The sequence below is a fragment of the Hymenobacter negativus genome (assembly GCF_017571495.1).
GTDB lineage: Bacteria > Bacteroidota > Bacteroidia > Cytophagales > Hymenobacteraceae > Hymenobacter > Hymenobacter negativus.
This window is the reverse complement of the sequence record NZ_JAGETZ010000004.1, coordinates 76,627-94,025: the sequence shown is the minus strand read 5'-3', so window position 1 is coordinate 94,025 and position 17,399 is coordinate 76,627. Positions and strand designations below refer to the sequence as shown.

At 57.7% G+C, this 17,399-nt stretch carries 14 protein-coding genes and 2 tRNA genes; 14 read left to right on the top strand and 2 right to left on the bottom strand.

Going from position 1 to position 17,399, the window contains the following annotated elements:
• The first annotated feature begins 1 nt into the window (after position 1).
• Positions 2-916 carry a lysophospholipid acyltransferase family protein gene (locus tag J4E00_RS10125; protein WP_236049693.1) on the top strand — a complete coding sequence of 305 codons (915 nt, stop codon included), beginning with the start codon at positions 2-4 and terminating at the stop codon, positions 914-916.
• A 179-nt stretch (positions 917-1,095) separates the two neighbouring features.
• Here J4E00_RS10125 and J4E00_RS10120 read toward each other — a convergent pair whose 3' ends face one another.
• Positions 1,096-1,728 carry an L-threonylcarbamoyladenylate synthase gene (locus tag J4E00_RS10120; RefSeq protein WP_208175036.1) on the bottom strand — a complete coding sequence of 211 codons (633 nt, stop codon included), beginning with the start codon at positions 1,726-1,728 and terminating at the stop codon, positions 1,096-1,098.
• A 207-nt stretch (positions 1,729-1,935) separates the two neighbouring features.
• Here J4E00_RS10120 and mltG point away from each other — a divergent pair, with 207 nt between their 5' ends.
• The 9 genes from mltG (at position 1,936) to J4E00_RS10075 (ending at position 9,889) form a co-directional block, all read left to right on the top strand.
• Positions 1,936-3,024, top strand: coding sequence for an endolytic transglycosylase MltG (gene mltG, locus J4E00_RS10115; protein ID WP_208175035.1), 1,089 nt, complete (start codon positions 1,936-1,938; stop codon positions 3,022-3,024).
• Between the two features lie 8 nt (positions 3,025-3,032).
• Entirely contained in the window at positions 3,033-3,353 is a 321-nt protein-coding gene (locus J4E00_RS10110) for a hypothetical protein (RefSeq protein WP_208175034.1), read from the top strand.
• A gap of 26 nt (positions 3,354-3,379) precedes the next feature.
• Entirely contained in the window at positions 3,380-3,871 is a 492-nt protein-coding gene (locus J4E00_RS10105; RefSeq protein ID WP_208175033.1) for an acyl-CoA thioesterase, read from the top strand.
• 146 nt (positions 3,872-4,017) lie between these two features.
• Positions 4,018-4,989, top strand: coding sequence for a YihY/virulence factor BrkB family protein (locus J4E00_RS10100; protein ID WP_317196608.1), 972 nt, complete (start codon positions 4,018-4,020; stop codon positions 4,987-4,989).
• A gap of 116 nt (positions 4,990-5,105) precedes the next feature.
• Positions 5,106-5,192, top strand: a tRNA-Ser gene (locus tag J4E00_RS10095).
• Between the two features lie 76 nt (positions 5,193-5,268).
• Positions 5,269-5,353: transfer RNA gene (locus J4E00_RS10090), tRNA-Ser, on the top strand.
• A gap of 283 nt (positions 5,354-5,636) precedes the next feature.
• Positions 5,637-7,130 (top strand): hypothetical protein, encoded by a 1,494-nt coding sequence (locus tag J4E00_RS10085; protein WP_208175032.1) that lies wholly within the window; start codon positions 5,637-5,639, stop codon positions 7,128-7,130.
• Between the two features lie 40 nt (positions 7,131-7,170).
• Positions 7,171-8,427, top strand: a complete 1,257-nt coding sequence (locus J4E00_RS10080) for a GDSL-type esterase/lipase family protein (RefSeq protein ID WP_208175031.1) — start codon at positions 7,171-7,173, stop codon at positions 8,425-8,427.
• Entirely contained in the window at positions 8,405-9,889 is a 1,485-nt protein-coding gene (locus J4E00_RS10075; protein ID WP_208175030.1) for an MBOAT family O-acyltransferase, read from the top strand. The genes J4E00_RS10080 and J4E00_RS10075 overlap by 23 nt, the downstream gene beginning before the upstream one ends.
• Before the next feature lie 165 nt (positions 9,890-10,054).
• Here J4E00_RS10075 and J4E00_RS10070 read toward each other — a convergent pair whose 3' ends face one another.
• On the bottom strand, positions 10,055-11,287 hold the full coding sequence (locus tag J4E00_RS10070) for an NADP-dependent isocitrate dehydrogenase (RefSeq protein ID WP_208175029.1): 1,233 nt from the start codon (positions 11,285-11,287) through the stop codon (positions 10,055-10,057).
• Between the two features lie 745 nt (positions 11,288-12,032).
• Here J4E00_RS10070 and J4E00_RS10065 point away from each other — a divergent pair.
• The 4 genes from J4E00_RS10065 (at position 12,033) to araA (ending at position 17,288) form a co-directional block, all read left to right on the top strand.
• The gene (locus tag J4E00_RS10065; RefSeq protein ID WP_208175028.1) at positions 12,033-13,232 is read left to right on the top strand and encodes an aldose epimerase family protein; all 1,200 of its coding nucleotides are present in this window, start codon (positions 12,033-12,035) and stop codon (positions 13,230-13,232) included.
• 70 nt (positions 13,233-13,302) lie between these two features.
• On the top strand, positions 13,303-15,021 hold the full coding sequence (locus J4E00_RS10060) for a ribulokinase (protein WP_208175027.1): 1,719 nt from the start codon (positions 13,303-13,305) through the stop codon (positions 15,019-15,021).
• On the top strand, positions 15,018-15,719 hold the full coding sequence (locus tag J4E00_RS10055) for an L-ribulose-5-phosphate 4-epimerase (RefSeq protein WP_208175026.1): 702 nt from the start codon (positions 15,018-15,020) through the stop codon (positions 15,717-15,719). Before J4E00_RS10060 ends, J4E00_RS10055 begins: the two co-directional genes overlap by 4 nt.
• 78 nt (positions 15,720-15,797) lie before the next feature.
• Positions 15,798-17,288 (top strand): L-arabinose isomerase, encoded by a 1,491-nt coding sequence (araA, locus tag J4E00_RS10050; RefSeq protein WP_208175025.1) that lies wholly within the window; start codon positions 15,798-15,800, stop codon positions 17,286-17,288.
• Positions 17,289-17,399: the final 111 nt, after the last annotated feature.

The window sequence follows — 17,399 nt, the reverse complement described above, 5'->3', positions numbered from 1 at the left end:
CATGGCAACAAAAGGCGCTATTAAAGCCAGCGGGCGGCCCTACGCGTGGTACTACAAGCCGTTGCGCTGGCTGCTGCTGGGCCTGGCGCACCTGCCACTGGCGGTGCTGTACCTGTTTGCGGAGTTCATCTATTTCCTGCTGGCTTATGTGGTGCGCTACCGCTGGCGCGTGGTCACGGAAAACCTGCGCAACTCTTTTCCTGATAAGTCACCAGCCGAAATCGAGCGCACGGGCAAGGCATTCTACCGCCATTTTGCTCAGGTAATAGTTGAGATTTTGAAAGCCGCTGCCATTTCGCCCGAAGAGTTGCGGCAGCGCATGCGCTTCACCAATCCCGAATTGATGACGCGCCATTTTGCCGAAAAGCGGTTGGTGCTCTCCCTTGGCTCGCACATGGGCAACTGGGAATGGATTCTGTCTGGCGCCGCACTGGAGTTTCCCGGCCGGGCTGCCGGCGTATACAAGCCCCTGAACAACCTGTTTTTCGAAAGCTTTATGCGCCGCCTCCGCACCCGCCTCGGCGCCGATGCTGTGCCCATGCTGGCCACCCTGCGCTACTTGGTGGCACACCGCGGCGAAGGCCGCACCCTCAGCCTCCTCACCGACCAGGCCGCCGGCCCCGAGGACAAACCCTACTGGACCGACTTCCTCAACCAAGATACCAGCTTTTACACCAGCGCCGACCGCCTCGCCGTGCAGCTCGACTGCGCAGTCCTTTACGTTGGTATCCGGCGCGTGCGGCGTGGTTATTACGAAGTTACCTTCACCGAGCTGCCCGATGGCCGGGAGGCAAAGCTGGCCCCGGCCGGTGCCTTTCCAGTTACTGAAGCCTTCGCCCGCGAACTCGAAAAGGACATGCGCGCCTCGCCCGAGCAGTACTTGTGGACGCATAGAAGATGGAAGCACAAGCGCTAGCGACCGTTTGTCATCGCGGGCTGAACACAGCAACCTTCTAACGTGACCAGCCTTGAGAATTGAGGAAGCCGTTTCGATGAGCAAAAAGCCCCGACTCTGGATAGAGTCGGGGCTTTTTATATCTTATAATGCGGTCGCATTGAGCGGACAGATTGCTTCGCTCGCGACGACAGGCGAGCCTACAAATAGGGCTCGATGTCGCCGGCGCCTTCGCGCACAATGTCGAAGTCGTCGTTGGTGCAATCTACTATGGTGCTGGGGGTGTTGCCACCAAAACCACCGTCAATTACGAGGTCCACGAGCAGGCGGTATTTCTCGTAAATCAGGTCCGGGTCGGTCACATATTCTTCCAGCGTTTCCTCACTTTCGCGCACCGAGGTGCTCACAATTGGGTTGCCGAGCTCTTTGACCAACTGACGAATAATCTGGTTATCGGGCACGCGGATGCCGACAGTTTTGCGCTTCACACCGCCGAAACGAGGAGCGTCGGCGCTGGCTTCGAACAGGAACGTGAAGGGGCCCGGCAGCGCTTTTTTAATAACCTTGTAAGTCGCGGTTGTGATGCCGTGAGCATAGTCGGAGATGTGCGACAGGTCGTAGCAGATGAAGCTCAGGTTGGCTTTTTCGGGCTTAATGCCTTTGATACGGCATACTCTTTCCACGGCCTTGGCATTGGTCACGTCGCAGCCGATGCCATACACCGTATCGGTTGGATAGATGATAACTCCACCTTTACGCAACACATCAACAGCTTGTTGGATACGGTTTTGGGGTGGATTTTCGGGATGAATGCGGAGGAGGGTGGCGGGCATAAAGGAACAAATAAATTAAGTGGTTCAAGGACCGGCAGGGGCCGACAACAGACGGGCGAGCACAGCGTGGGGTTGCTGGCTGGGCGCGAAGGCGCGGGCAAGGTACTACGCCCGGCCGAAATGCACCACGAACCCACCCTCATTTGCGGCTCCGTTTGCCGCCCTTCGTACTTTTGAGGCTGCTCCCTGGATTTCCTATCTAACGCCATGTCTGAACCCGTCCGCAAGTCGGCCATCGAATACCGCAACCAATCCCTGAAGCGCCGCCGGCGCTGGGCCACCGTTAGCGTGGTCATCACGCTCGCGCTGGTATGCTTCTCGTATTATTTCTACCAGATTTTCTTCACTTCCAACGTCGAAACCAAGGGCAAGCCCAGCTACGTGGTAATCCCCCGCGGAGCCGACTGGAAAACTGCCCTGAATGCCATCGACAAAACCGGGGCCGTAGTGGATAAACTTTCGCTGCACTTCGTGGCCCGGCTGATGAAATACGACAAGCCCGGCGCCGTGAAGCCCGGCAACTACGAGCTGAAGGATGGCTTCACCAACCGCCAGCTCATCAACGTGCTGAAGAGCGGGGCCCAGTCACCGGTACGTCTCACCTTCAATACCGTGCGCCTGCGCAGCGAGTTAGTAGCGAAGCTGGCCAGCCAGGTTGACGTGCCGGCCCAGCAGCTCGATTCGCTGCTGCGCGACCCGGCTTACACCCGCAGCCTGGGTTTCGATACCACCACGGTGCTTACCATGTTCATTCCAAACACCTATGAAATGTATTGGAACACCACGGCCACTCGCCTGATGCAGCGCATAAAAACCACCTACGAGCAATTCTGGACGCCCGCCCGCGATGCTGAGCGCGAGAAACTCCACCTCACCCGCGCTGAAGTAACCACCCTAGCCAGCATCGTGGAAGCCGAGCAGCAGCAGCACGCCGACGAGCGCCCGCGCATTGCCGCCGTTTACCTCAACCGCCTCAAGCGCGGCATGAAGCTGCAGGCCGACCCCACCGTAGTCTACGCTAACCACGACTTCACCATCAAGCGCGTGCTCAATGTGCACCTGCAAAAAGACTCGCCCTACAACACCTATATGTATGCCGGCCTGCCGCCCGGCCCCATCAACCTGCCCAGCATCGCCAGTATCGACGCGGTACTGAAGCCGGAGCAGAACAACTACCTCTACTTCTGCGCCAAAGAAGATTTCAGCGGCTACCACGCCTACGCCGTGACCGAAGCCGAGCACATTATGAATGCCAAACGCTACCAGGCGGCACTGAACCGGGCGGGGATTAAGTAGATAATCATTTGCAGACGAACCAATTAACTGCTGAAGAATTCCAGCGCACATGTGGGCTGACAATGCTTAATGTAACTGAAACAGCAGAAGTTAGACTCGACATTTGGCCGTATGTAGATGCTATTCCTACTGCCGAATTACAAGGTTGGAACTTGTCTGATGGTATTGTTCGCCACGTGTACCAAAGTTCAACGAAGGAGTTCGAGCACATTCTTATTGGTACTGAGAATGTGGATGTCTTCTTGGTTATAATTCTTAGCCTGCATCCGCTGGGGATTTACGGTCATTACCTGTTGAATCTGCCTAAGGAATACGGGCTAATAGCATAGTTATCAACCTCAAAACTTAACCCTTCTTGTACACCTCCGACATCCAAATCCGCGTGCGCTACGCTGAAACCGACCAGATGGGCTACGTCTATCACGGCAACTATGCGGCTTACTTTGAAGTAGCCCGCACCGAGGCGTTTCGCAAGCTGGGCATCAGCTACAAAGAACTGGAGGCTGATGGCGTGGGCATGCCGGTAGGGGAGCTGCGCACCCGTTTCCGCCGTCCGGCCCGCTACGATGACCTGCTGACGGTGCGGCTCCTGCTTCGCCAGCCACCCGAAGGCACGCGGGTGCTGTTCGAATATGAGATTTATAACGAGGCCAATGAGCTGCTGACCGAAGGACACACGCTGATGGTGTTCGTGAAAACCACCACGGGCCGGCCTGTGCCCATCCCCGAAAGCATCCAGCAGCAGCTGATGCCGTACTTTAGCGAGGACGACCTGGATAGCCCCGTCCTGCCCAAACCTGGTGCCATTCCGCCCGACGCGCCCGCCCCGGCCGCGTTTCGAAAGTAACGAAGTTTATGAAAGCACGTCATGTTGAGCACAACGGAAGCATCTCACGTACTGAAGTAATCAGTTAGTTGCGTAACAGGAAGATGCTTCGACTGCGCTCTGCCTGATGTGCCTTTCCCGTTAGTTACTCACCATCCAACCAATCAGTGAAAGCCCCCGCTGCCATCCGCCGAGCCCGCTTTCCCGATGTGCGTCAGCAGCGCACCTATCGGCGGGTGATTGTGGGCCTGAAGCGGCTGCGGCTGCGCGGTGGCCGGGCTTCGGTGTACGATGTGCTCGACCGCATCCTGCACGAGCTACGCCTGGACTCGCTGGAAAAGCGGGCCGCCTACATGGCCTTCAACCTCACTGTAGCGCTGTTTCCAACCATCATTTTCCTGTTCACGCTCATTCCGTACATCCCCGTACCGAACCTGAACGTGGACATCCTGCAGTTCTTGGCCGACTTCATGCCGCGCGAGCTATATGCGGCCACGGCCTCTACCATCGAGGATATTGTGAATATCCCGCACGGCGGCCTGCTCTCCTTCGGTTTCGGTACTGCCCTAGTGCTCAGCTCCAATGGCATCATGGCGCTGCTCGATGCGTTTGAAAAGAAGTATCCGTGGTTTAAGCATCGCAGCTACTTCCGCAAGCGCCTGATTGCTACGGCTCTCACCTTCGTGCTCTCGCTGATTCTGGTGCTGGCCATCGCCGGCATCTTCTTCGGCACCTACCTGATTGACGGACTGGTGTTCTATGAAATTGTGCCCGAACGGTTCACCGATTTGGTGCTTACCCTCATCCGCTACGGCTCGCTGCTGGGGCTGTTTCTAAGCACGACCTGCGTTATTTATTATTTCGTGCCGCCGGTGCACGACAAGTGGCCGCTGGTATCGGTGGGGGCTATTGTAGCCACGCTGCTCATCTTCCTGGTTTCGTTTTTATTTACGCTCTACGTCCGCATTTTCGATTCTTACAACCACTTTTATGGCTCCATCGGTGCGCTGGTGGGCTTCATGGTCTGGCTCGAATTTGTGTGCATGACGCTCATTATCGGCTTTGAAGTGAACGTGAGCATGGATGCCATCACCGGCCGCCGCCGCCAGATGATGCGCGAGCAGTTGAGAATAAAGTAGTGAGTAATTGATTTTGAGAGGAATAAGAAAAAAGCTGAAAAAAATTCCTCATTCCCCATTCTTCCTACCTCATTCCTTTTTACTTTTGCACTCCCCAATCACTCGGGGACCTGTATAGAGAGGTGGCAGAGTGGTCGAATGCGACGGTTTCGAAAACCGTTATACCGGCAACGGTATCGGGGGTTCGAATCCCCCCTTCTCTACAGAAAGGCTTTTTCTGCGCTGGAAAAGGCCTTTTTTCTTGATTCACACATACCAGCGCACCAGAGTAATTGACCCAGAGAGCTGGCAGAGTGGTCGATTGCGGCGGTCTTGAAAACCGTTGAGGGTCAAACCTCCGGGGGTTCGAATCCCTCGCTCTCTACAAAAAGCCCCATTTCCAATCTGGAAATGGGGCTTTTGCTTTTCCGGGAGATGGCTGAAAATGCGTGCACTACTCTTATTCTACTTTGCTTCTACCAGCGAATACCTTTCTAATTAGTGAAGCATGGGGCGTAAGAAGCGAGGGTATCGCAGGGTTTTCGGTTGCCTCTGTAATGTTTTCTCCTGTTAGCTAGCTACTTATTCGGTTGCCAGGTTTAGTAGTGGCATTTAGAGGGTAATGGGCTGATTAGGCGGCTTAATTTTGCGCTGGCTAGTAATTGCATATGAATTCATTGCGCTCGCAGAACCCTTTTCTACTGGTTCTGCTCACGGTTGGCTTGCTGGGCCTGCTTTCCTTTCTAAAACCAGGCCTGACGGTGGGCAGTATTGAGTTGCGACCCGTGCGCCTGTTGGCTGATGTGCTGCGCAAAGACGCTACGGCAACTGCCAAGCTGACAATTCCTCCTCCAAACGGACCTGTCGACCGTTTGCCGAAAGTGACGGCATCGGGCAACGACACCGTTGCTTCCGTTGCCCCTGATTCGATTGCTGCTGATGAAGAAGTGGAAGCAAAGCCGGCCGCTCCCAAACTGGCCAACCTGCCCGGCCTCGAGCAGTTTGTGGCCGCTCTGCATCAAACCAAGGCCACTGGTAGCAAAACGCGCATTGCGTATTTCGGCGACTCGATGATTGAGGGCGACCTGCTAACTGGCGACTTGCGCAATAGCCTGCAGATGGCCTTTGGTGGAAGCGGCGTTGGTTTTGTACCCATCAATTCGGTTACGGCAGAATTTCGGGAGACCATCCACGAAACGTTTTCGTCTGATTGGTATGAGTATAACTTGGTTTCGGACCGTCGGCCCGCCGCCGTGCCGCTGGGGATATCGGGCCATGCTTTCCTGCCCAGCATCGTTTCAAACCCCGACAGTTCGCGTGTGGTAACCGATACTAGTTGGGTACAGTTTCAGGCGGGGCAGCACTTTGCTCCCACGCGACGCTTTACAGAGGCCCGGCTTTTTTATGGTCCCGGAAGCCGCCGCGACCAAGTGCTGGTAACCACCGATGGCCGCCGCGTACCCCACGCTCTGGATGGCACAGCGCGGGTCAACGAGCTGCTGCTGAAGCCTGGCACGCCAGCGCGCCGAATGCGCTTGGCCTTCGCCACCCACGGTCCCCGCCCGGTTTACGGCGTCAGCTTTGAAAGCCCGCAAGGGATAACGCTGGACAACTTTTCCTTTCGCGGCAACAGCGGTATGTCGCTCACGCGCATTCCATTCGAGCAGCTTGCGGCGTTTGGAAAGGCGTTGGACTACCGCCTCATCATCCTGCACTACGGGGTGAACATTGCCGATGCGCGCAACAAAAACTACGTTTTTTACGAGCAGGCCATGACCCGGGTGGTCGACCGCATGCAGCGCGCTTTTCCCAATGCCAGTATCCTTATCGTTGGCATGAGCGACAAAAGCTCACGCATCGACGGTGAGTTTGTGACGGACCCCAGCGTGCCCTTGCTGGTAGCGGCGCAGCAGCGGCTGGCCCGCCGCAATCATGCAGCATTCTGGAATTTATTTGCAGCAATGGGGGGCGAGAATTCGATGACGAGTTGGGTGGAGCAGTCACCGCCTCTGGCCAACAAAGATTACACGCACATTAATAGCCGGGGGGGCGTTCGAATGGCCAGTTTGCTTTACGCGTATCTTATGCAGGAATACGCGCATGCCAGCACCACGCCGGCTGCCCCGCCTGATAGCAGCAGCGCCAGCAGTAAGGTCGAGTAGCACGAGCTTTGTAGCCCGGGGCACTCAATTTATTTTTCATTTGCGGCCATTTATTCGCCTGTTTGTAGTCTGCTTGCTGTTGGGAAACAGCTGGCCGGCGCGTGCCCAGGCAGTGGCACCGCTCGATAGCCTGCAGGCGACCTATCCGTTTCTGCGCACCGCGGCCAATCACATTGAGAATGCTCAACTGGGCTTGCAGCATTTTTATCGGCGGCTGGCGCAGCTGCCCTTACTCCCGGCGGTGCTGCCGGGGGGGCGGGTGAGCGTGGTGCACATTGGCGACTCTCACCTGCAGGCCGACGAGTTTTCGGGGCGGACGCGCCGGGAACTGCAGCGCACCTACGGCAATGCGGGGCGCGGCCTGGCTTTTCCATTCCGGGTGGCCAAGACGGGTGGCTCGCCCACGTTCCGCACCGTTGCTACCGGTGGACAATGGCGCGCCCGGCGGGTATTAGCTGCTCCCGACAGCACACTGCCGATTGGCCTGAGTGGCCTTTCCCTGATTACCAACGATACGGGCGCTGCCTTCACGCTGCGTATTCCGGCGCAGCACCAGCCCAATTACGGCTTTACCAAGCTGACCCTGCTGCGCCAGCCGGGGCCGGCGGCCTTCGACTGGCAGGTGCGCACGGCGCAGGGCCGTCTACTTGGCACCTTGCGCGGCAGCGCGCCTGGCCTGGCCGCACCGCTGCTGCTCGACTCGGTGCGCAGCTACGTGGAGCTGAACACGGTGCGGGGCAGTGCGCGGCAAACCACGGGCTTGCTCTACGGTTTGCTGCTCGAAAACGGCCATTCGGGGTTATTGTATCATGCCATTGGTGTAAACGGGGCCGCCGTGCGCCACTACAATCGTGCGCCGTTGTTCTTTGCTCAGCTTCCGGTGCTGCAGCCCGATTTGTTCATCGTTTCGCTCGGCACCAACGACGCATACGACGCGGGTTTCGACCCGATAGTATTTGGCCAGCAGCTCGATACGCTGGTGAGCCGCTTGCGTCACCGCTGTCCGCACGCCGATGTGCTGCTGACCGCACCCGCTGACTCGTACCGCGCCCGGCGCTACCGCAACCCCGACCTGGCCCGGCTGCGCACCGTGTTGCGCGCTTACTGCACCGAGCACGACCTGGCCTACTGGGATTTTGCAGTCGTGCAAGGCGGCTACGGCTCGATGCGGGCCTGGCAGCAAGCCGGCCTGGCCCAACCCGACCTCGTTCATTTCACTACCAAAGGCTACGAACTGCAGGGCCTTTTGCTTTACCTCGCGCTTCAGGATGGATATGCTTCACCGTCTTCTCGATAGACTGGACTTTGACAAATTGCTCGGCCAGTTTGTCTACCACCCCAAAAGCCCGCTGATTTTTAACACGGGCTTTTTCCTATTGCTTTTTCTGGGATTTCTGGCGGGCTACCAATTGCTGCGCAACCAGCACCGGGCCCGGCTGCTGTACGTCACGCTGTTCTCGCTGTTTTTCTACTACAAGTCGAGCGGGCTGTATTTCCTGCTGCTGGTTTTTTCCACGATTGTGGAATACAACTTCGCCCGTTGGATTGAAGACTCGTCTAGCCAGTCCCAGCGCAAGCTGCTACTCACCCTTAGCCTGTTGGTGAACCTGGGGATGCTGTTCTATTTCAAGTATACCAACTTCTTCCTCAGTGGCTACCACGCCCTGACGGGGCAGCCAGTGCCGGTGCTACATGTGCTGCTACCGGTGGGCATTTCGTTCTACACGTTCCAGACCCTGAGCTACACCATCGACGTGTACCGTGGCCAGATTAAGGCCCTGCGCAACATCTGGGACTTCGCATTTTTTGTGTCATTTTTTCCGCAGCTGGTGGCCGGGCCCATTGTGCGTGCCTCCGATTTTATCCCGCAAATCCCGAAGCCGCCCTTCATTTCGCGGGAAGACATGGGCCGGGCGGTGATGCTCATTGCGGCTGGCTTATTTAAGAAGGCCGTTATTTCCGACTACATCAGCCTGAATTACGTCGAGCGCATTTTCGACAACCCCGGGCTATACAGCGGTATCGAAAACCTGCTCGGTGTGTATGGCTACGCCCTGCAGATTTACTGCGACTTTTCGGGGTATTCCGACATTGCCATCGGCATTGCGCTGCTGCTGGGCTACCGGTTGCCACCCAACTTTCTCTCGCCCTACCAAAGCACCAGCATCACCGAATTCTGGCGGCGGTGGCACATTTCGTTGTCGTCTTGGCTGCGCGACTACCTATACATTCCGCTGGGCGGCAACCGAAAGGGCGTGGTGCGGCAGTACATTAACCTGTTTCTCACCATGCTGCTCGGGGGCCTGTGGCATGGCGCCTCGCTCACGTTTGTGGCGTGGGGCGCGCTACACGGCGCCGCGCTGGCCATCGATAAGCTATTTCAGAAAGTGTTCAAGCCGGGTAATAACTGGCTGGTTAAGCTTTTGGGCTGGCTCATCACTTTCCATTTCGTGTGCTTCTGCTGGATTTTCTTCCGCGCTGGCACCTTCGAAGTTGCGCTGCAGGTTATCCACCAGATTTCGCACAACCTACGGCCCGATTTGCTGCCGGCCGTAGTGGGCTCGTTCCGGCCAGTATTTGCGCTGGTGGCACTGGGCTACATCCTGCATTTTTTGCCCGACGGCCTAACGTTCCGTCTCGAAGGCGCCGTGGCGCGGCGCTCGGTGCTGGAGCAAGCGGTGCTGCTTACAATGGTTATCTGGCTGGTTATCCAGATAAAATCAGCCGAAATCCAGCCGTTTATATACTTCCAGTTTTAGGCTGTAGGGGCGGGGCTTGCCTACGCCTGGACGCTAACTCCGTTTCATTAATTCCGTTCAATGGCGGGGGCAAGCCCCGCGCTTACATTACATCGTAACCTTGAGACTGCTTTAAAACAAAAAAGCCCCGCCATTTGGCGGGGCTTTTTTGCGAACCAACCAAGCTTACTTGGCCAGTTTGGCTTTCAGGTTTTCATCCAGCGCTGCCAGGAACTCCTCGGTGTAGAGATAGTCGCGGCCGTGCTCCACCTTGTTGCCATGGATGCAGACGGCGAGGTCCTTGGTCATTTTGCCGCTTTCCACGGTTTCAATGCACACAGCTTCCAGGGCGTGGCAGAAGTCGATGAGCTCCTGGTTGCCGTCGAGCTTTCCACGGAACTCCAGGCCGCGCGTCCATGCGAAGATGCTGGCGATGGGATTTGTGCTGGTGGGTTTGCCAGCCTGGTGGTCGCGGTAGTGGCGCGTCACGGTGCCGTGGGCAGCTTCGGCTTCCATCACGGTGCCATCGGGCGTCACCAGGGTGGAGGTCATCAAGCCAAGCGAGCCAAAGCCCTGGGCCACGGTGTCGCTCTGCACGTCGCCGTCGTAGTTTTTGCAGGCCCACACGAAGTTGCCGTTCCATTTCAGCGCCGAAGCCACCATGTCGTCAATCAGACGGTGCTCGTAGGTGATGCCGGCTTCCTTGAACTTGGCCAGGTAGTCCTGCTCGTAAATCTCCTGGAAGATGTCTTTGAAGCGGCCATCGTACTTCTTCAGGATGGTGTTTTTGGTGCTCAGGTACAGCGGCCAGCCCTTCATCAGGGCCTGGTTGAAGCAGGCGTGTGCGAAGCCGCGGATGGACTCGTCGGTGTTATACATGGCCAGGGCTACGCCGTCGCTCTTGAAGTTGAACACTTCAAACGACTGGGTTTCGCCGCCGTCTTCGGGCTGGAAGGTGATGGTGAGCTTGCCCTTGCCTTTGGTCACGAAATCGGTGGCGCGGTACTGGTCGCCAAATGCGTGGCGGCCGATGCAAATCGGGGCCGTCCAGTTGGGCACTAGACGGGGCACGTTGCTCATCACAATGGGCTCGCGGAACACGGTGCCGTCCAAGATGTTGCGGATGGTGCCGTTCGGCGACTTCCACATCTGCTTCAGGCCAAACTCCTTCACGCGCTCCTCGTCGGGGGTGATGGTAGCGCACTTAATACCCACGCCGTACTGCTTAATGGCATTGGCCGAGTCGATGGTCACCTGGTCGTTCGTCTCGTCGCGGTACTCAATACCCAGGTCGTAATACTTGATATCGAGGTCCAGGTAAGGCGTAATCAGCTTGTCTTTGATAAACTTCCAGATGATGCGCGTCATTTCATCGCCATCGAGCTCCACTACGGGGTTGGCTACTTTAATTTTAGTCATTGCTGCTTCAGATTTACGTTTGTGTTGGCAGTATATAGGCTGGGTTCTCCAGTTCGGCAGCAATATTACGGGAGGAAAACGGGGCAGCCCAGCGTCTGCGCCCCGGTACTTGCAATATGATGGTGAATGCCTGTGCTGGCCGGAAAGAGAAGATTGCTGATATGCTGGAAGCATACCCTTGATTTCCAGTAGCTGACTGGGCTAATGCCTGATGTTTCTCGCGCAGTTGTAAACATGGATATCTGATAGCTACACAATAGTCGCGTCGCAGCGGCCGGATTACAGCGAATCTTGCTTCTGTGGTTTAAACGCGGCGTAGTAGTAACAGAACTCACCGGTCCTCCGCTTTTTCCTGTCTAGAAGTAGGGATTTTATGCGAAGTGGTTTGCGAGAATGAAGACGCGACTTCCCGTGGCTCCCAGCATGCGCATCGTTCCATGCCGAGACGCGAAGGGCTACGACTCTACATCTGCCAGCCGATTTCCGCACACCAAACTCACGCTGAGCATACAGCCTGCCGCCGTGTTGACTACCTCATGATTTGGGCTAATCAGCGCATGAATTTGGGCCTTTAGAGCCTTTTTTTATCTTTGTATACACAATCGTTTGTGTGAGTGTTTTCTTTGCGGAAGCAATGGCTGCTGAATAATTCTGGCGCCGGTTATCTCATTAGATAATGCCCGCGCTGCAAGGTGTTCTGTCGTCTGTCATGTAGCTTCACTCATTCACCTTAAAAACCCACCCTATGAATTCATTTCGCCGTTCCGGGCTACTGGCCGTAACACTACCCGGCCTGCTGTTGCTAGCCGCCTGCGGGTCCAACCAATCTGCAGAGCAATCCACCACGACGGCCCCAGCCGCCGATTCCACTCAAACGAAATCCGCCACCATGCCTACCTCCGCCTCTTTCGGCAAAACGCCCGACGGCACTGAAGTGCAGCTTTTCACCCTCACTAATAAGCAGGGCGCCAAAGCTGCCATCACCAACTACGGTGGCACGCTTGTGAGCCTGATGATGCCCGACAAGGACGGCAAGATGGGTGACGTCGTGCTCGGTTTCGATGACGTGAATGGCTATGCTGGTCCGGCTTTCCGCAAGGCCAATCCCTACATCGGCGCGCTGATTGGGCGTTATGGCAACCGCATCAAGAACGGCAAATTCACCATTGACGGTAAGGCCTACCAAGTGGGCGTGAACAACGGCCCGAACTCGCTGCACGGCGGCAAAGTGGGCTACGACCAGAAAATATGGGAAGCTCAGCCCGGTACCTCAGCCGACGGCCAGAGCCTGACCCTCAAGTACCTGAGCAAGGACGGTGAGGAAGGCTACCCCGGCAATCTGCAAGTGACGGTGGTGTACACCCTCACCGATAGCAACGCCCTGCGCATCGACTACACGGCCACCACTGACAAAACCACGCCCGTCAACCTCACCAACCACGCCTACTTCAACCTGAGCCACGGCGTGAGCAAAGACGTTCTGAATCACGAAGTGACCCTGCCAGCCGACCGCTACACCGTAGTCGACGCCACCCTGATTCCGACCGGCGAACTGAAGCCGGTGAAGGGCACGCCGTTCGATTTCACCACGCCGCACGCCATCGGCGAGCGCATTGCGCAGGTGCCCGGCGGCTACGACCACAACTGGGCATTGAATGGCAGCGGCGAAGGCCAGCACGCCGCCGCAACGGTATATGACCCAGCTTCGGGCCGCACTATGGAAGTGACCACCGACCAGCCTGGCATCCAGTTCTACACCGGCAACTTCCTCGACGGCAGCCTGAAAGGCAAAGGCGGTACTGTTTACGGCCTGCACGGCGGCTTCTGCCTCGAAACCCAGCACTTCCCCGACTCGCCGAACCAGCCCAAGTTCCCCAGCACCATCCTCAAGCCGGGCGAAACCCTGCATTCCACCAGCGTCTACACCTTTGGCGTGCGGAAATAAACGCTTCGCTTAATGAAGAATGAAAGACGGACCTCATTCTTCATTCCTCATTCTTCATTCCTCATTATCAATGGAACAAACCCCCGCCTACGTCATTGGCGTTGATTACGGCACCGACTCCGTGCGCGCCTTACTGGTTGATGCCCGCACCGGCACCGAGGTGGCCCAGGCCGTGCATAACTACGCCCGCTGGAAAACCGGCCAGTACTGCAACCCCACCAAAAACCAGTTCCGCCAGCACCCGCTCGACTACATCGAGGGCCTGGAAGCCGTGGTACGCCGTGTGGCCCAGCAAGTGCCCGTAGCGCAAATCGTGGGTTTGGCGGTGGATACCACCGGCTCGACGCCCGGCCCGGTAAATGCTGACGGTGTAGCCCTGGGCCTGCTGCCCGAGTTTGCTGAGAACCCTAACGCGCTATTCGTGCTTTGGAAAGACCACACGGCGCTGGCCGAAGCAGCCGAAATCAACCACAAAGCCCGGACTTGGGGCGGGGAGGATTTCACCAAGTTTGAGGGTGGCATCTATTCGTCAGAGTGGTTCTGGGCCAAGATTACGCACATTCTGCGGGAGGACGAAGCCGTGGCGGAAGCTGCATACTCTTGGATGGAGCACTGCGACTGGCTCACGCTGCTGCTCACCGGCGGCACGTTGGCCAGCAGCAAGCGCAGCCGCTGCGCCGCTGGCCACAAGGCCATGTGGCACGCAAGCTGGGACGGCCTGCCCGCCGAGGAATTTCTAACTCATCTCGAGCCAAAGCTGGCTGGTTTACGCAATCGATTATCTAACGAAACCTACACTTCTGACGAGGTGGCTGGCCACCTTTCCGAAGAGTGGGCTGGGCGCCTGGGCTTGACCACTAGTACGGTGGTGGCCGTGGGCACATTTGATGCCCACGCCGGCGCAATTGCTGGCGAAATTGAGGCCTATTCGATGGTGAAAGTGATGGGCACCAGCACCTGCGATATTGTGGTAGCGCCAACGGCTGAGGTCGGCGACCACCTTGTGGCGGGCATTTGCGGGCAGGTGGATGGCTCGGTGATTCCAGGCATGCTGGGCCTGGAAGCCGGTCAGTCGGCTTTCGGCGACTTGCTGGCCTGGTTCCGCAACATGGTAGAATGGCCGCTGCACCATGTGCTGCCGCATTCCAAAGTCCTGACTCCAGAGCTGCAAGCCGCCCTGCGCGAAGAAATGAGCGACGCGCTGCTGGTGAAGCTGAGCGAAGCCGCCGCTGCCGTAAATCCTGAAGAGTCGCACGTCCTGGCCCTCGACTGGGTGAACGGCCGCCGTACTCCCGATGCCAATCAGGCCCTGAAAGGTGCCCTGATGAACCTGACCATGGGGACCAACGCACCCCAGATTTTCCGGGCGCTGGTGGAGGCCATCTGCTATGGCTCAAAGCAGATTGTGGAGCGGTTTGAGGCTGAGGGCATTCCCGTGAAGCAGGTAATTGGCATCGGCGGCGTGGCCAAGAAGTCGCAATTCGTGATGCAGACGCTGGCCGACGTGCTCGACCGGCCCATCAAAATTGCGGTGTCGGAGCAGGCGCCGGCGCTGGGCACGGCCATGTACGCAGCTGTGGCCGCCGGTATCCAGCCCGATGTGCAGACGGCTCAAAAGGCGTTAGGCTCGGGCTTCGCCGAAACCTACACGCCCAACCCGGCCCGCGTGGCCGACTATGCCGCCCGCTACGCGCAATACCAGGCCTTTGGCCAGTTTGTGGAGAATGCTACCACCGGCCAATCTGAGCCGGTAATGGAAACCGAAACGCCTGCCATCACATCCGCATGAGCCAATACCAAGCCCTTAAACAAGCCTGCTACGAGGCCAATATGCAGTTGCCCAAGCTTGGGCTAGTGCTCTTCACTTTCGGCAATGCCAGCGTGGTAGACCGCGAAAACCGCGTGTTTGCCATTAAGCCCAGTGGTGTGCCGTACGAGCTGCTGAAGGCGGAAGATATTGTCATTCTTGACTTTGCCAACAACGTGCTGGAAGGAGAGAAGCGGCCCTCGTCGGACACCAAAACCCATGCTGTGCTCTACAGCAACTGGGAGCACATCGGCGGTATTGTGCACACCCACAGCACCTACGCCACCGCTTGGGCCCAGGCCCAGCTTGATATACCGATTCTCGGAACTACTCATGCCGACCACCTCACGGCCGATATCCCCTGTGCGCCGCCAATGAGCGACGACATGATAGCCGGCGACTACGAGCACCAGACCGGCTGGCAAATCCTCAACGAATTCCAGCGCCGCGGCCTCTCGCCCAGCGAAGTGGAGATGGTGTTGCTGGCCAACCACGCGCCATTCACCTGGGGCAAAACTGTGGACAAAGCCGTTTACAACAGCGCGGTGCTCGAAGAAGTAGCTCGCATGGCTTACCTCAGCTGTACCCTGCGCCCGGAAGTGCCGCGCCTAAAGGACGCCCTCATTCGCAAGCACTACGAACGCAAGCACGGCGTGAATTCCTACTACGGGCAACAGTAGCGCGGACTTTTAGTCCGCAAATGCACGAAACACCATTCTATTTTCTTCACTCGCGGACTAAAAGTCTGCGCTACATCTATGATTGACATTTCGCATTACGAAGCCTGGTTCATCACTGGCACCCAACACCTCTACGGGCCCGAAACGCTGGAAGAAGTGGCCCGCCACTCCCAGCAGATTGCCGAGGAACTAGGCACGAAACTGCCCATCAAAATTGTCTATAAGCCCATTCTGAAAACGCCGCAGGAGATTTACAAGCTCATGCAGGAGGCCAACACCACCGAAAATTGTGTGGGCCTTATTGCTTGGATGCACACCTTCTCGCCGGCCAAAATGTGGATTAACGGCCTGAAAATCCTGCAAAAGCCGCTGGCGCATTTGCACACGCAGTTCAACCGCGACATTCCGTGGGCCGACATCGACATGGACTTCATGAACACCAACCAATCGGCGCACGGCGACCGGGAGTTTGGCTTCATTGGGGCCCGCATGCGCTTGAAGCGCAAGGTCATAGTGGGGCATTGGCAGAGCGCTGCGGTACACGAGAGCCTCAGCATCTGGAGCCGTGTGGCCTGCGCCTGGGCCGACTGGCAGGGCGCTAAGTTCGTGCGCTTCGGCGACAACATGCGCTACGTGGCCGTGACCGAGGGCGACAAAGTAGAAGCCGAAATCAAATTTGGCTACGAGGTAAACACCTACGGCATCGGCGACCTGGTGGCCGTGGTGAACGAGGTGAGCGACGCCCAGATTGACGAGCTGCTGCGCACCTACGAGCAGGAATACGAGCTGGCCGAGGACCTAAAAGCCGGCGGTGCCCAGCGCGACAGCCTGCGCGAAGCCGCCCGCATCGAGGCCGGCATGCGTAAATTCCTACAAGACAAAGGCGCCAAGGGCTTCACCGATACCTTCGAGGACCTGCATGGCATGGCCCAGCTGCCCGGCATCGCCACGCAGCGGCTCATGGCGGAGGGCTACGGATTCGGCGGCGAGGGCGACTGGAAAACGTCGGCTCTGGTGCGCGCCATGAAGGTGATGGGCGCCGGCCTGCCCGGTGGCAACTCCTTCATGGAGGACTACACCTACCACTTCGAGCCCGGCAACGAGCAGGTACTCGGCTCGCATATGCTGGAAATATGCCCGAGCATTGCCGAAGGCAAGGTGAAAGTGGAGGTGCACCCATTGGGTATCGGCGGCAAGGCCGACCCCGCCCGCCTGGTGTTCAATTGCCCCGCCGGCCCGGCGCTGAACGCGACCATTGTGGACCTTGGTAACCGCTTCCGCATGATTGTGAACGAAGTAGAAGCCGTGCTGCCCGCTGCCGACCTGCCCAAGCTGCCCGTGGCCCGCGTGCTCTGGAAAGTTCAGCCTAGCTTGGCAGTTGGTGCGGCAGCCTGGATTCTGGCCGGTGGCGCCCACCACACCGGCTACAGCCAAAACCTGACCGCCGAATACCTGGAAGATTTCGCCGAAATGGCCGGCATCGAGTTCTTAATAATCGACGCCGATACCAAGCTGCGCACGTTCAAGAACGAGCTGCGTTACAACGAGGTAGCTTTCGGTAGCCGCTAGGCGAAACCGTCAGCAAAGCAAACCGGCCCGGTCTGTCCAGCGCGACGGGCCGGGCCGGTTTGCTTTGCTACTGCTGGTGCACCAAAGCCGCCATGACCGGCGACGACAACG

Excerpts from the sequence above, each read along its gene's own strand:
- J4E00_RS10125 (WP_236049693.1), top strand. The coding sequence starts at position 2 with ATGGCAACAAAAGGCGCTATTAAAGCCAGCGGGCGGCCCTACGCGTGG.
- J4E00_RS10120 (WP_208175036.1), bottom strand. The coding sequence starts at position 1,728 with ATGCCCGCCACCCTCCTCCGCATTCATCCCGAAAATCCACCCCAAAAC.
- mltG (WP_208175035.1), top strand. The coding sequence starts at position 1,936 with ATGTCTGAACCCGTCCGCAAGTCGGCCATCGAATACCGCAACCAATCC.
- J4E00_RS10085 (WP_208175032.1), top strand. The coding sequence starts at position 5,637 with ATGAATTCATTGCGCTCGCAGAACCCTTTTCTACTGGTTCTGCTCACG.
- J4E00_RS10075 (WP_208175030.1), top strand. The coding sequence starts at position 8,405 with ATGCTTCACCGTCTTCTCGATAGACTGGACTTTGACAAATTGCTCGGC.
- J4E00_RS10070 (WP_208175029.1), bottom strand. The coding sequence starts at position 11,287 with ATGACTAAAATTAAAGTAGCCAACCCCGTAGTGGAGCTCGATGGCGAT.
- J4E00_RS10065 (WP_208175028.1), top strand. The coding sequence starts at position 12,033 with ATGAATTCATTTCGCCGTTCCGGGCTACTGGCCGTAACACTACCCGGC.
- J4E00_RS10060 (WP_208175027.1), top strand. The coding sequence starts at position 13,303 with ATGGAACAAACCCCCGCCTACGTCATTGGCGTTGATTACGGCACCGAC.
- J4E00_RS10055 (WP_208175026.1), top strand. The coding sequence starts at position 15,018 with ATGAGCCAATACCAAGCCCTTAAACAAGCCTGCTACGAGGCCAATATG.
- araA (WP_208175025.1), top strand. The coding sequence starts at position 15,798 with ATGATTGACATTTCGCATTACGAAGCCTGGTTCATCACTGGCACCCAA.